13 protein-coding genes are annotated in these 11,952 nt (G+C 71.7%); 10 read left to right on the plus strand and 3 right to left on the minus strand.

The annotated features are described in order from the left end of the window. Positions 1-3: 3 nt before the first annotated feature. From DFQ13_RS32670 to DFQ13_RS32715, 10 genes are all read left to right on the plus strand, one after another. Positions 4-1,812, plus strand: a complete 1,809-nt coding sequence (locus tag DFQ13_RS32670) for a phage tail tape measure protein (protein WP_110082609.1) — start codon at positions 4-6, stop codon at positions 1,810-1,812. Then, positions 1,809-3,197, plus strand: a complete 1,389-nt coding sequence (locus DFQ13_RS32675) for a hypothetical protein (RefSeq protein WP_110082610.1) — start codon at positions 1,809-1,811, stop codon at positions 3,195-3,197. Before DFQ13_RS32670 ends, DFQ13_RS32675 begins: the two co-directional genes overlap by 4 nt. Further along, positions 3,197-4,306: a DUF5047 domain-containing protein gene (locus tag DFQ13_RS32680; protein ID WP_110082611.1), complete on the plus strand. Its 1,110-nt coding sequence runs from the start codon at positions 3,197-3,199 to the stop codon at positions 4,304-4,306. Before DFQ13_RS32675 ends, DFQ13_RS32680 begins: the two co-directional genes overlap by 1 nt. Then, positions 4,306-4,992, plus strand: a complete 687-nt coding sequence (locus tag DFQ13_RS32685; RefSeq protein ID WP_110082612.1) for a hypothetical protein — start codon at positions 4,306-4,308, stop codon at positions 4,990-4,992. Before DFQ13_RS32680 ends, DFQ13_RS32685 begins: the two co-directional genes overlap by 1 nt. Positions 4,993-5,006: 14 nt before the next feature. Further along, entirely contained in the window at positions 5,007-5,609 is a 603-nt protein-coding gene (locus DFQ13_RS32690; RefSeq protein WP_110082613.1) for a hypothetical protein, read from the plus strand. A gap of 78 nt (positions 5,610-5,687) precedes the next feature. Further along, positions 5,688-5,921 carry a hypothetical protein gene (locus DFQ13_RS32695; RefSeq protein WP_110082614.1) on the plus strand — a complete coding sequence of 78 codons (234 nt, stop codon included), beginning with the start codon at positions 5,688-5,690 and terminating at the stop codon, positions 5,919-5,921. Next, complete coding sequence (locus DFQ13_RS32700) at positions 5,918-6,631, plus strand: collagen-like domain-containing protein (RefSeq protein WP_181400262.1); 714 nt, start codon at positions 5,918-5,920, stop codon at positions 6,629-6,631. The genes DFQ13_RS32695 and DFQ13_RS32700 overlap by 4 nt, the downstream gene beginning before the upstream one ends. 5 nt (positions 6,632-6,636) lie before the next feature. Continuing rightward, positions 6,637-7,560, plus strand: a complete 924-nt coding sequence (locus DFQ13_RS32705) for a peptidoglycan recognition protein family protein (RefSeq protein WP_110082615.1) — start codon at positions 6,637-6,639, stop codon at positions 7,558-7,560. A 7-nt stretch (positions 7,561-7,567) separates the two neighbouring features. Beyond that, a complete protein-coding gene (locus tag DFQ13_RS32710) occupies positions 7,568-7,807 on the plus strand; it encodes a holin (protein WP_110082616.1) in 240 nt (79 codons plus the stop codon). A gap of 13 nt (positions 7,808-7,820) precedes the next feature. Continuing rightward, positions 7,821-9,407, plus strand: coding sequence for an SGNH/GDSL hydrolase family protein (locus DFQ13_RS32715; protein WP_110082617.1), 1,587 nt, complete (start codon positions 7,821-7,823; stop codon positions 9,405-9,407). A gap of 136 nt (positions 9,408-9,543) precedes the next feature. On the opposite strand, the gene DFQ13_RS32720 is transcribed toward DFQ13_RS32715, so the two are convergent. The 3 genes from DFQ13_RS32720 to DFQ13_RS32735 all read right to left on the minus strand — a co-directional run bounded on the left by DFQ13_RS32720 (position 9,544) and on the right by DFQ13_RS32735 (position 11,678). Continuing rightward, complete coding sequence (locus DFQ13_RS32720; RefSeq protein ID WP_146241440.1) at positions 9,544-9,744, minus strand: hypothetical protein; 201 nt, start codon at positions 9,742-9,744, stop codon at positions 9,544-9,546. Further along, the gene (locus tag DFQ13_RS32725) at positions 9,741-10,091 is read right to left on the minus strand and encodes a hypothetical protein (protein ID WP_146241441.1); all 351 of its coding nucleotides are present in this window, start codon (positions 10,089-10,091) and stop codon (positions 9,741-9,743) included. The genes DFQ13_RS32720 and DFQ13_RS32725 overlap by 4 nt, the downstream gene beginning before the upstream one ends. 381 nt (positions 10,092-10,472) lie before the next feature. Beyond that, positions 10,473-11,678 carry a helix-turn-helix domain-containing protein gene (locus tag DFQ13_RS32735; RefSeq protein ID WP_110082621.1) on the minus strand — a complete coding sequence of 402 codons (1,206 nt, stop codon included), beginning with the start codon at positions 11,676-11,678 and terminating at the stop codon, positions 10,473-10,475. Positions 11,679-11,952: the final 274 nt, after the last annotated feature.

The following is an 11,952-nucleotide window of genomic DNA, read 5'->3' on the forward strand; positions in this document are numbered from 1 at the left end:
GACATGGCGGACGGTCAGCGGATGGTCCGCATCCGCTTCACCGGCGAGGCCCGCGGGCTCGTCGTCACCACGCGGGAAGCGGGCAACGCGGTCGAGCGGATGCAGGACCGCATCCAGGCCGGGTTCGGCCGCGCGCTCAAGGGCTCCGCGGCGCTGGCGGCCAAGGTGTCCGCGGTGGGGTCGGCGGTCAGCGGGCTCGCCGGTGCCGGGTCCGGGCTGGCCGCGGCGTCCGGCGCGCTGCTCGCCGCCCCGGCCGCGCTCGCCGGTTACGCCACGATCCTCGGGGCGGTCAAGCTCGGGGCCGAGGGCGCGGCGCGCGCCGGTGAGCGGTTCACCGCGTCCATCGCCCCGGTCAAGGACGCCGTATCCGCCTCGTTCGAGAAGGCGCTGAACCCGGCGGTCGACAAGGCATCGTTCATCTTGACCAAGCTCAAGGGCCCGATGCAGGGCATCGTGACGCAGATCGGCGGCATGGCCACCGACGCGGCGAAGACCGCTGCTCTCCCGCGCAACATGTCGGTCCTGAACACCGTCACCAGCGGCACGGGCCGGATGCTGGGCAACCTCCGCGCCGCGGTCGCCCCGCTGACTCAGGCGTTCTTCGACCTCGTGTCGGTGGCCGCGCCGGGCATCTCCGGTATCGGCACCGGGGCGGGCGCCGCGGCGCAGCGCTTCGCCGACTGGATCAGGGCGATGAAGGACAGCGGCGAGCTGGCCGCCCGGTTCCAGGCCGGTAAGGATGCGCTGGCCGGAATCGGTGACATGCTGGCCGACGTCGCGGGCATTGCGACCGGGGTGTTCCGTGGGTTGACCTCCGGTGGCGCGAGCGTCGGCGGTGTCCTCGGCCCCGTGCTCGACCAGCTCAACGCCTTCATCAACAGCGCGCAGGGTCAGCAGATGCTCGGCGACATCGGCCGGGCGATGGGCGAGATCGGCGCGGCCGTGTCCGACGTGCTCGGGCCCGCCCTGAACGCCGTGAGCCCCCTGATCGGTCCACTTGCGACACTCTTTGCCAAGGTCACCACGTCCGTGTCCGAACTGCTCGTGCCCTTGATCGAGTTCCTCGCACCCGGGCTGGAGAAGATCGCCGGATGGGTGGAGCGGAACACCGACTGGCTCGCACCCCTGGCGGTCGTGCTGGGCATCGTGACCGGCGCCGTGTGGCTGCTGAACGTCGCACTCGCCGCGAACCCCATCGGGCTGGTCGTCGCCGCGATCGGCCTGCTCGTGCTGGCGTTCGCGTCCCTGTGGGCCAAGAGCGAGGGCTTCCGCGATTTCTTCCGGTTCCTGTGGATGGGCATCAAGCTCGTCGTCGGCGAGGTGGTCGACAGCGTGCGGGACAAGTGGAACGGGCTCATCTCCACGCTGTCCGGGGCGGTGTCGCGCGTGGCCGAGATCGGCCGCAACATCGGCGAGGGCATCAAGAGCGGGTTCCGCACCGCGGTGAACTTCTGCGTCGACATGCTCAACAAGCTCATTTGGTTAGCCAACAAGGGAATCAGCGGCCTCAACGTGATGCCGGGCGTGAGCATCCCGTACATCCCGTACATCCCGGGGCTTGCCCGTGGTGGCACGGTGACGGCCGGGGGTCTGGTCACGGTCGGCGAGCGCGGACGCGAACTGGTGTCCCTGCCCGCGGGCGCGCAGGTGACCCCGCACCGCGACACCGAGGCGCTACTAGGCGGGGGTGGCGGCGAGACGCACGTCTACCTCGGACTCGGGCAGTTCGTCGAGCTGGTCGACGCACGGATCGAGAGGGCGCGGCGGTCCGGTTCCCGCCGTGCCGCGATGGCCCCGGGGGGTGCATGGTGAGCGTCACCGCTACCTACATCGACGACCTGTCCCGAGTGCGTGTCTCCTGCGCTGGCGCCCCGGCCGCGGCGGACTTCGCCAAGATCGAGCGGTCGGCCGACGGCATCACCTGGGCCACCGTGCGCGGCGGGGACGCGGTCGCCCTGGGGCCCGGCGGGACGTGCGTCATCGACGACTACGAGTTCGACCCGGGAGTCACCAACATTTACCGGGCCTCCTACGTCGACAGCGCGATGTCGTCGCTGTCGGCCATCGGTGCCGTGGAGACAGGCAACAACGCGACGGTGACACCGGGCATCCCGTCCGGCGCGCTGGCGGGTGACCACCTGGTGCTCGTCGCCGCGCACCGCAACACGTCGGCCTCGGTGAGCACGCCGACCGGGTGGACTCTGCGGACCGACGGCGGGAACTTCCGGATCTTCACCCGCCGCTACACCACCGGGCTCGCCGCGCCGACGGTCGCCTTCACCGGCGGTGCGGCGGGCGAGGACACCATGGCCCGCATCGTGGCGTTGCGCAACGCGGTGGACGACTCGTGGTCCTACCAGGTCAACCCGTCGGCGCAGGACATCCCGGTGAACGCGCACTTCCTCCCCCGTGCGGCGATGGTCCTGCGGATCGGGTGGAAGGCGGCAGCGTCGACCAGTTCGAACCTGCCGGACTTCACCGTGGTGGCGCACAGTTCCACCACCGGGACGAGCCCACAGACCCTCACGATGTGGCGGCAAACGTACTTCGGTGGCGGCACCATCCCCGCGCAGACCATCACCGTGACCGGTGGTGCCGCGGCGGTGAGCAAGTCGGTGACCATCCGGTTCGCGGTCGCGCCCTACGTGACGCAGGAGACCGCCACGGTGGTGCCCGCGATGGACCGGCCGTGGTTGAAGAACCCGTTGCGCCCCTACCTGAACCGGCCGCTGACCGTGATCGACTGGTCGGATGTCGAGCGCCCGGCCCGCAGTGGGGTGTTCGACATCATCGGCTCCCCGACCCCGGTCGCCGTCACCGACCTGCGCGGCTCGCGCCGCTACACCCTGACCGTGACCGTGCCGGATCTCGGGCAGGCCGCCGACCTCGACGGGTGCCTCGCCGCGGGCGAGCCGATCCTCTTGCACGTCCCCGCGGGCTGTCGGTTCCCCGGGATGTACGCGGTCGTCGGCGACACCAAGATGGGCCGTCCCCCGGCCCGCCGATCGGTGCGCCGCTACCTCGACCTGCCGCTGACCGAGGTCGCCCCGCCCGCGAGCACGATGGTTCCCACCACCGTGACGTGGCAGGGGATCATCAACACCTTCGCCACCTGGGCCGACCTCATCGCCGCCGAGCCGACGTGGGGCGATGTCGCCGACCGCATCGGCACCCCGGCCGACGTGGTGGTGCCCTGATGCGCCCGGTCAGCGCCCGGTTCCTCGACACCCTCACCGGGTCACACACGATGGTCGCCCGCGCCCGCCTGGTCGCCAAGGGCCAGACCGGCACCAACCCGACCGGGGTCGAAATCCCGGTCGTCGACGGGGACGTCGAGTACGACGCGACCGCCGAGGTGCGCGCGTCGCTGGAGCTGATCACGTCGGCGCCCTGGCCCTCGACGAGCACCGACCTGCTGACCCCGTACGGCGCGCATGAACTGTTCGTCGAGCGCGGCCTCATCTACGGCGACCGCGTCCGCGAGTGGGTCAGCCTCGGGTACTTCCGCATTGAGACCGTCGACCAAGACGAGGCGCCGAACGGGCTCATCCGGATCAGCGGCCGGGACCGCATGGCCGGGATCATCGAGTCGCGGGTGCTGGGCCCGCGCCAGTTCGCGGCCTCGACCACGGTCGCCGCCGCGGTGACCACGCTCGTCGGTGAGGTCTACCCCACCGTGCCCGTGAACTTCGACTTCGCCGCGGGCAGCTCGTCGTTCGGCAGCTCCCACATCATCGAGCGCGAGCGGTACGCCTTCCTCCTCGACCTCGCGCAGTCACGGGGCAAGGTGATGTTCTTCGACTACGACGGCGTGTTCCGGATGGAGAGCGCCCCCGATCCAACGGTGCCGGTGTGGACGGTCAAGCACGGGCGCGGCGGTGTGCTCGTGCGGATGTCGCGATCCCTGACCCGCATGGGCGTGCGCAACGCGGTCGTGGCCGTCGGCGAGCAGGCCGGGGACGCGGTTCCCTCGATCGGTTCGGCCTACGACCTCGACCCCACCTCGCCCACCTACTGGTTCGGCCCCTTCGGGCAGGAGCCCGAGTTCTACAGCAGCTCGTTCCTCACCACCGACGCGCAATGCGTGGCCGCGGCTCAGGCCATGCTCGACCGCGGTCGCGGCGCCCCCTACGCCGTGTCGTTCACGGCCATACCGAACCCGGCGCTGGAGCCGCTCGACGCCGTGGCCGTGTCCTACTCCGACCGGGAACAGCCCGAGGTGCACGTGCTCGACAAGTTCCGCATCCCGCTGTCGGCGAACGCGCCGATGCCCGCCACCACCCGAGTGCAGACGAGGTCAAGCTGATGGCTGACGAGGTGTACCTGCCGCCCTCCTGGGGCGCACCCGGCGAGAGTGGGGCGCCGCGTACCGAGCCGATCGGATTCCACCAGGGCGTGGTGGTTGCCTGGGACGCGATCGCCGGAACGAACACCATCCGCATCCACGGCGCCGACTTCGTCAACCTGCTGTCGCTGCTGGGCAGTGAGGGCGGTCTGATTCGGCAGGGTGACGTGGTGGCCCTCACCCGGTACCAGACCACGTATGCCGTGTGGGGCCGGATCGACGTGCCCGGTGTCGAGCAGCGCGCCCTCGGGATCGTGTCGGCGCGCGACCCCGCCGGGGTCTACAGCACGTCGGACACCTACGAGGATCTCGGGGGCCCGTGGGTCGACGTCTACATTGGATCTTCGCGGCGGTGCAAGGTCGACATCACCGCGCTCATCTCCGCGTTCGACTGCATCGGGTTCGTCGGGGTCGAGGTGTCCGGCGCATCATCCATCGGCCCGACCGAAGGACGTTCACTCGCCGCCGGGTGGGGCGCGGCCGACGCGGGCACGGTCCACGTCGGCGCCACCCGGGTCGTGACCCTCACCGCCGCTGACGGGCTGAACGAGGGATACAACCGGTTCAGCCTGCGCTACAAGACATCCCTTGGTGTGTCCGGAAGTGCCGAGTATGTCGAGCGCGAACTCGTCGTCCAACCGTTCTAGAGAGGAGGCTTCCCATGCTGACCACCGCGAACTACGGGTTCCCCTACCCCGGTACCGAGGACCCGCCGCACGGCCCCAACCAGGTGGGTGCGCTGGCGGTCGCCGTGGACACCATGCTCCACACCGTGGAGGCGGGGGCGGACTCCCGGCTCGACACGGTCGAGGCCGGGTACGCCCGGGGCATCCAGGGTGGCCGCGCCATCACGGGCTCGAACAACCTGGGCGCCGCGATCGGCACCTCGGAAACGCTGATCACCAACCTCACCACCGGGGCCGCGGTGGCCATGGCCGCGAACCGGCGCTACGAGATCCGGGCACGGGTGAAGCTCGTCGCCAGCACGACGACTACCGCCATCTTCCGCATCCGGAAAACCAACCTCGCGGGTGAGCAGCGGCGGGAGTACGTGCACACCTGCAACGTCGGCACCGGCTACACCCTGGAGTTCTCCGCGACCTATGAGACCGCCGGTGCAGAGTCGGCGCTGTGGGTGGTGTCCGTGTTCACCACCGGCGGCACCGTGCAGATCCAGGGCGGCGGCACCGGGCTGGCGAACCCGGTCGGGGTCGAGGTCTACGACGTCGGCGCCGCGGGCAAGGTGGGCACCCTTGCGAGCTGAAAAGACCAACCCGTCAAGTCCAATGTGGAAGGTGAGGCGTGATGGACGGGCACCAGGACCGGGCCGACAGGGGGCCGGGTGGATGACATCGCCGCGCTGCTCGTCGCCATCGGGGGACTGCTCACCGCTGGCGCGTCCGCGTTCGTGCTGGTGTGGACCACGGTCCGCACGTCCCGCCGCGAGCGCGAGCAGGCCGCTCCGACCGTGGTCCGGGATTTGGTCGACGCTGCCGCAGACGGGCAGCTCGATCCGGAGGAGCTGGAAGCCATCGCGCGCAAGCTGCGCGATCAGCAAGGGGGGCCGCCGCCGTGACCGCTGACGAGACCGCCGACCGGCTGCACGCCGAGACCCCCGGGAAGCTGCGCTACGGGCGCGGCCACCGGCTCGTGTGGATCGCGCTCGCCGCCCTCGTCGTGGGCCTGGCCGTGGCGGGGTGGGCGGTGCTCGACCTGTCGTCGAGCACCAGGGCGCGCGACGGCGACCAGGACCGCACCATCACCGAGCTGGTCGAGCGCGCCGACGGCGCCACCACCGACGCGCGGCGGCTCGCCGAGCAGGTGCGCGAACTCGGCGGGGTGCCGGTGGTCCAGCCCGGCAACCCCGGCGACCCCGGTCCCCAGGGACAGCAGGGCAACCCCGGCCCGGCCGGGCCCGCCGGGCCCGCTGGTCCGCAGGGCGGGCCCGGCGCCAAGGGCGACCCCGGCGAGCCGGGCGACCCCGGCCCCCAGGGCGAGCGGGGCCAGCAGGGTGAGCCGGGTAGCCCAGGTGAGCCGGGTCCGCCCGGCGCCGCGGGCGAACCCGGGCAGTCCCCGCCCTGCCTGGCCGAGCCCGCGCAGTGCCGCGGCACCGACGGGGCGCCGGGGCCCGCCTGCCCGGACGGCTACGAGCAGCGCCCGGCCGTGGTCACCAACCCGGACGGCACCACGCAACCGGGCGTCGCCTGCGTGGCCACCGCCTCGACGCCCACCCCACCCGCGAGCGGCGAACCTCTGCCGCTCCCCACCCTCAACAGCAGGAGGTGACCACGATGGCGCTCCCCTTGGCAGATGCCGCCGACGTGCTGCGCGCGGCGGGCCTGGCCGTCGTCGAGTACCCGGGATGGGCGACCCGCGCCCGGTCCGGCAGCTTCGCCCCGCGGGGCCTGATGATCCACCACGATGCGTCCACCGTCGGCCCTTCGCCGGGCGTGCCCGCGTTCATGGCCAACCCCGCCAACAACGGCGCGCAGCTCTGGGTAGACACCGCGGGGACGTGGCACCTGATCGCGGCCGGGCGGATGCCGCACGCCGGACTCGGCACCGGGTGGGGCGTGGCCCGCGCCGACCGCGGGAACGAGGACACGGCCGGGGTCGAGACCGACCACACCATCGGCGAGCCCTGGCCCGCGGCGCAGCTCGACGCGCTCGTGCGCGGGACGGCCGCCCTGTGCAAGCACTACGGCTGGAACCCGGCCGTCGCGGTGTGCGGGCACAAGGAGTACGCCCCGGGCCGCAAGCCCGACCCCGACGGCATCGACATGAACGGCTTCCGACGAGCGGTCGCCGACGAGCAGGACGGAGCAGAGGACATGGACAAGGCGCAGGACGCGGCGCTCCGCGAGACCCGCAACCGGGTCATGGGCATCACCCGGCAGCGGTGGGGCCTGTGGGAGTCCCCGAACCGCGGCGGCAAGCTGATCGCCACCAGCGAGACCGACAAGGGCATCGGCACCCGCGACCCGTCCGGCGCGGGCTGGTGGATGCCGGTCCCCCTGCTCGACAGCGCGGACGGGCAGTACCTCGTCGAGCGCCTGGCCGCCGTCGAGGCCGCGGTCAAGTCGGCCGTGGGCATCGACTACGCCAAGCTCGCCGCCGAGCTGGTCGCCGCCGGGATGCAGGTCAAGGCCGTCGTCGACACGGCCGCCATCGCGCGGGCCGTGGCCGACGAGAACCACAACCGAATGGAGAAGTGACCGACCGATGTGGACCAAGACGTTCTGGAAGGACGCCGCCGAGCGGGCCGTGCGCACCGTGGCGCAGGCGTGGGCCGCGGCGCTCGTCGCCGACAGCACGGGCGTGCTCGACACCGATTGGGCCGCGGGCCTGTCGGTGGCGGGCATGGCCGGGCTGCTGTCGGTGCTGCTGTCCATCGCCGGTGAGGCCGTCGTGCCGACCGGCACGGCGTCGCTCACCGGCGCCGTGACCCCGACCCGCAAGTAGAGAGGAAGAGCCGATGCCCCTGCCCGACGGCGTTCCGAGCGGAACCGTCTACTCCGGTCCCGTGGCCAACGCCGCCGGGCGGATGGGCACCGGAACCGTGACCCTCATCCCGGTGCGCAAGGTCACCGGGCACGGCGCGATCATCCCGGCGTCTCCGGTCACCCTGACCGTGGTCGCCGGGGTGATCCCCCCGCAGCTCGTCGCCGCCACCGACGACCCGGCGATGGGCCCGCCGTGGGTGTACGAGGTTCACGAGTCGCTCAACGGGACCTACGCCGACCCGTACCACATCGAGGTCCCCACCGGGGCCACCGTGAACCTGTCCACTGTGGCCCCGGTCCAGGTCACCCCCGACTGGTCCAGGGTAGTCGGTTCGGTCAACGGTGTGCGGCCGGACATCAACGGCAACGTCGAGGTCGACACCGCGCTGGTCCAGGTGATCCGGCGGTCGACGCTCACGTTCGGCAGCCCCAACAGACCGCCGCTCGCCGCTTTGGCCAGCGGCGCCTACCAGGTCACCGCCCGCATGATGCAGGACAGCGCGATCACGCCGACTCGGTACCGCCTGCTCTACGCCAACGTCGACAGCCAGTCCGGCGTCTACGCGGGCACCCCGCTCACCCTGGCCACGGCGTACGTCGGCACCCCTGCGTTCGATGACCCCAACTACCGCGGGAAGTGGTTGGGCAACTTCGCGGCACCGCCGGTACAGGTGTACGCCGGTGGCGGTGCGGTGCCGACCGCCGGGCCGACAGCCGACCTCGTCACCCCGTGGATCACCAACGCGGGCGAGATCACCGCGGGCAAGCCGTTCGTGGTGAGCCTCGGGCTCATCCCCGGTTCGGGCGGGGCGGGGGTAGTCGTGTCCGACTGCTTCGGCGCGGTCGTGGCCACGCCCACGGCCGCTAACCAGGCCGGGGTGGTGGCGCCTGCGGACGGGTACGCCTTCGCCGGTGGGCTCGGTGACTTGCGCGTGCAGATGGAGGGCCCGGCGGACCCGGGCGCCGACCTCATCGTGGTGGGGGTCGGCGCATCCGGAGACTCCGGGTACACCGCGGGCAACCCGGCCGCGGGCATCCGCGCGCTCGCCGACCCGCCCGACGCCTGGCTGTCCGCGGCGACGCGGCGAGCGGGTCGTCAGGTGATCAACCTCGCGGCGAACGGCTCAAGCCTGACCGACTGGACCAACCCGGACGGCCGGATCTACACCCGCGTGGACTTGACGACCACCGTGCCCGACCTAGCGATCATCGGCACGATGGTCGCCAACGACTGCCAGATCGGGCGCGACGTTGGCGACATCCTCGACGACTACGCCGCGGTGGTCGACGTCCTGCGCGGGATGGGCATCCCCCGGGTCGTCGGGTGCACCATCCCCCCGGCCGCGCTCGCGGGCTCCGAAGAGGACGTGCGGCGCGAGTTCAACGGGGTGTTGGGCTCGGGCACCCTGTTCGCGCTCGACGGCGTGATCGACCTCGACGCCGCAGTCCGCGACCCCGCGAACGTCGCCGTGATGCAGGCCGACCTGCTCTCCGTCGACGGCCTGCACCCGCTCATCCGCGGGCACATGGTCCTCGCCAGCGCCGCGCGCATCACCTGACCGTGCACGGCCAGCGGCCCGGCTCGCAGGGTCTGGGCGAGCCGGGCCGCGGTTCCCCTCGTGGATGCGGGGATCTTGGAGTGTGCCGGGTGGACGGCCGAGGCACACGCGAGTTTCGGACATTGGTGGCGACTGGTCAACCGCTAACCGGTGGGAAGCGTCGGATGCTCAGCGCGCGGGCAAGGTCCGTCGCCTGCGCGAGCGCCTCGACCAGGTGGTTGAGCTGGCTCGCGGTCACCGGCGCCCCGGCGTCGATCGCGTCGCCGACGAACGTCGCCCGGGTGGCGACCACCCGCAGCGCGGTCGACGCGCGGGCGTCCTCCTCGGTGTGGCTCACCGGCCCGCCCCCTGCCCGGGAGTCCACAGCGTCGGCGCCCGCCCGATCACCAGCGCGGGCGCCCCGTGCGTGCCCGGGGCGGGTAGCTCAAGCAGGCCGTCGACGAGTTCGGCGAGGGTGCCCGCCCGGTGCCAGAGCACGCCGCCGTCCGGGTCGGTACGCGTGCCGAAGCAGTCCGTTTCGCTGCGGATGCGCACGGCGTCGGCAACGTAGTCCGACCAGATCCGCACCCCGTCGAGCTGGTCCACGCCGTGGTCATCGACCCGTGGTACCCACGTCCATTTCGGGGTGCCCGGTCGAGGGGCGGCAAGCCGGACCACGTGCGGGTCCGCGAGCAGCACGCTCATGTGAGCACCCCCCGAACCCTGGACAGCTCGTGCACTTGGGCGAGGTGGTTCGCCATCGAGTCGCCCGCGGCTTGCGGGGTGGGGCCGAAGCACATCGACTCGCACCGTGCCTGCGGGCACCGGACCCGGTACAGCGGCGGGTCTGGCACACGCGGTGCGGGCATGGTGTCCCACAGTCGCAGCAGCGTGCGGGAGCCGCTCACCGGTCCATCACCGGTCCCACGAAGACGTTAGCGATGGCCAGCACCGCGGCGATACCGAGCATGATCAGTACGAACATCCTGGTCACCTCCTTGTTCGGGAAGTGACGCTAGGAACTCGACGACTAATCGAGGTAGGGCGCACCGCCCCACTACACGATCGGCGGTAGGGCAGGGTGCCCTACCCCGCGTGCACCCCGATGCGGTCGCCGAACGCACGAAGTGGACCGGTTAGGCGCCGCTCCGTGGCTACCAGCTCCGCGGCGATTTGCCTCGGGAACCGCTGGAACCGAATCCACTCCGGACCTAGCCGTTCGGCGGCGAGGAGGGCCTGTAGCGCCCGGTCTCCGCGTCCCAGCCGGAGGTGGGACATCGCGACGTCGGCGAGGTGTCTCGCTCTGTTCACCGGTGGCAGGGGCGCGGCCGGGTCGAGGGTGCGTGCGGCGGCCAGGGCGCCCGCGTAGTCCTCCTGCACCACCGCGATGTCCGTGGTCATCATGGCGACCTTGGTTGGGCCGAACGTGGTCTGGTGGTCCGACCTGTCGTAGCCGAGACGCCGGGCGGTCGCCGACGCCTCCTCGAGCATCGTCCGTGCGGTGTCCCCGCGGCCGGACCGGGCGGCGGCCGTGGCCGCGGTGAGCGTGAGCGTGCCGTAGGCGGCGAGCGCCGAGTCCGACGCCGCACCGTCGAGGACGATGTCCTGCGCCGTGGTCACCGCGACGTGCTCGGAGTCCTCGTAGCGCCCGACCTTGAGCAGTTGCCACGATCCCGAAATCCGGATTGCGGCGGCGAGCAGGTCGTCCCCGGCCTGCTCCGCGGCGGCCAGCCCGGACCGGACGCCGATCCAAGCGGCGTCCGGGTGCCCGAGGTGGGCGAGGGTGTCCCCGGCGAGCTGGTAGCCCATCGCCAGCGCGCGGGCTGCCCGTGCATGGTCGCTCGCGTCGACCGCCCCGAGGGTGGTCCGCAGTTGGGCAAGGGCGCCCGGCAGTAGTTCGGCGAGCACGGCATACCGGCCGCTCCAGTAGGCACCCCACAGGCTGGTGACGGTGCGTTCGGCCTCCTGCGCGGTGAGCGGGTCGCCGTGGTCGCCGCCACCGTTGAGCACGTCCGAGGTCGGGGTCAGTGCCTCCCGCATGGCGACGACGCCCGCGTTGGGGACCGCTGACGGCATGGTGGCGCGCTTGCCGAGAAGGTCGCCGACACCGACGTCGAGGACGCGCGCAAGGCGTTGCAGCGTGGCGACCGACGCGGTATGCCTTCTGCCCTGCTCAAGTTTCCGGATCACGTCGATGCTCACCCCGGAGCGCTCCGACAGGGTCCGTTGGGAGATCAGGCGTCCGCGCAGTCGCTTGATGCGCGTTCCGAGGTCGTCGTCGCGGTCATCCACAGGGTCCGCCCTTCACCGAGGGGTCTTCACCGTGGCGCCCCCGGCCCGTCGGCCGGGGGCGTGAGCACCTCGGTGAAGGTGGTCATTCGGAAGGCTACCCCTCCCTCACGCTCCCATGGCCACCCGAGATATTCCCGCATGGGACGGGTAGCAGCACTCCGTCCCATATCCGTCCCACGCACACTCAGCTTGAAACACTGTTATTGGACGTGCTTATCAAGTGCCCCAAGCTATTTCGGTTGCTAGAAGCTTGGCGAGTTCCACACGTACTGCA

Origin of the sequence: Actinokineospora spheciospongiae, assembly GCF_003182415.1 — a bacterium.
GTDB lineage: Bacteria > Actinomycetota > Actinomycetes > Mycobacteriales > Pseudonocardiaceae > Actinokineospora > Actinokineospora spheciospongiae.

Excerpts from the sequence above, each read along its gene's own strand:
- DFQ13_RS32670 (WP_110082609.1), top strand. The coding sequence starts at position 4 with ATGGCGGACGGTCAGCGGATGGTCCGCATCCGCTTCACCGGCGAGGCC.
- DFQ13_RS32680 (WP_110082611.1), top strand. The coding sequence starts at position 3,197 with ATGCGCCCGGTCAGCGCCCGGTTCCTCGACACCCTCACCGGGTCACAC.
- DFQ13_RS32685 (WP_110082612.1), top strand. The coding sequence starts at position 4,306 with ATGGCTGACGAGGTGTACCTGCCGCCCTCCTGGGGCGCACCCGGCGAG.
- DFQ13_RS32690 (WP_110082613.1), top strand. The coding sequence starts at position 5,007 with ATGCTGACCACCGCGAACTACGGGTTCCCCTACCCCGGTACCGAGGAC.
- DFQ13_RS32705 (WP_110082615.1), top strand. The coding sequence starts at position 6,637 with ATGGCGCTCCCCTTGGCAGATGCCGCCGACGTGCTGCGCGCGGCGGGC.
- DFQ13_RS32710 (WP_110082616.1), top strand. The coding sequence starts at position 7,568 with ATGTGGACCAAGACGTTCTGGAAGGACGCCGCCGAGCGGGCCGTGCGC.
- DFQ13_RS32715 (WP_110082617.1), top strand. The coding sequence starts at position 7,821 with ATGCCCCTGCCCGACGGCGTTCCGAGCGGAACCGTCTACTCCGGTCCC.
- DFQ13_RS32725 (WP_146241441.1), bottom strand. The coding sequence starts at position 10,091 with ATGAGCGTGCTGCTCGCGGACCCGCACGTGGTCCGGCTTGCCGCCCCT.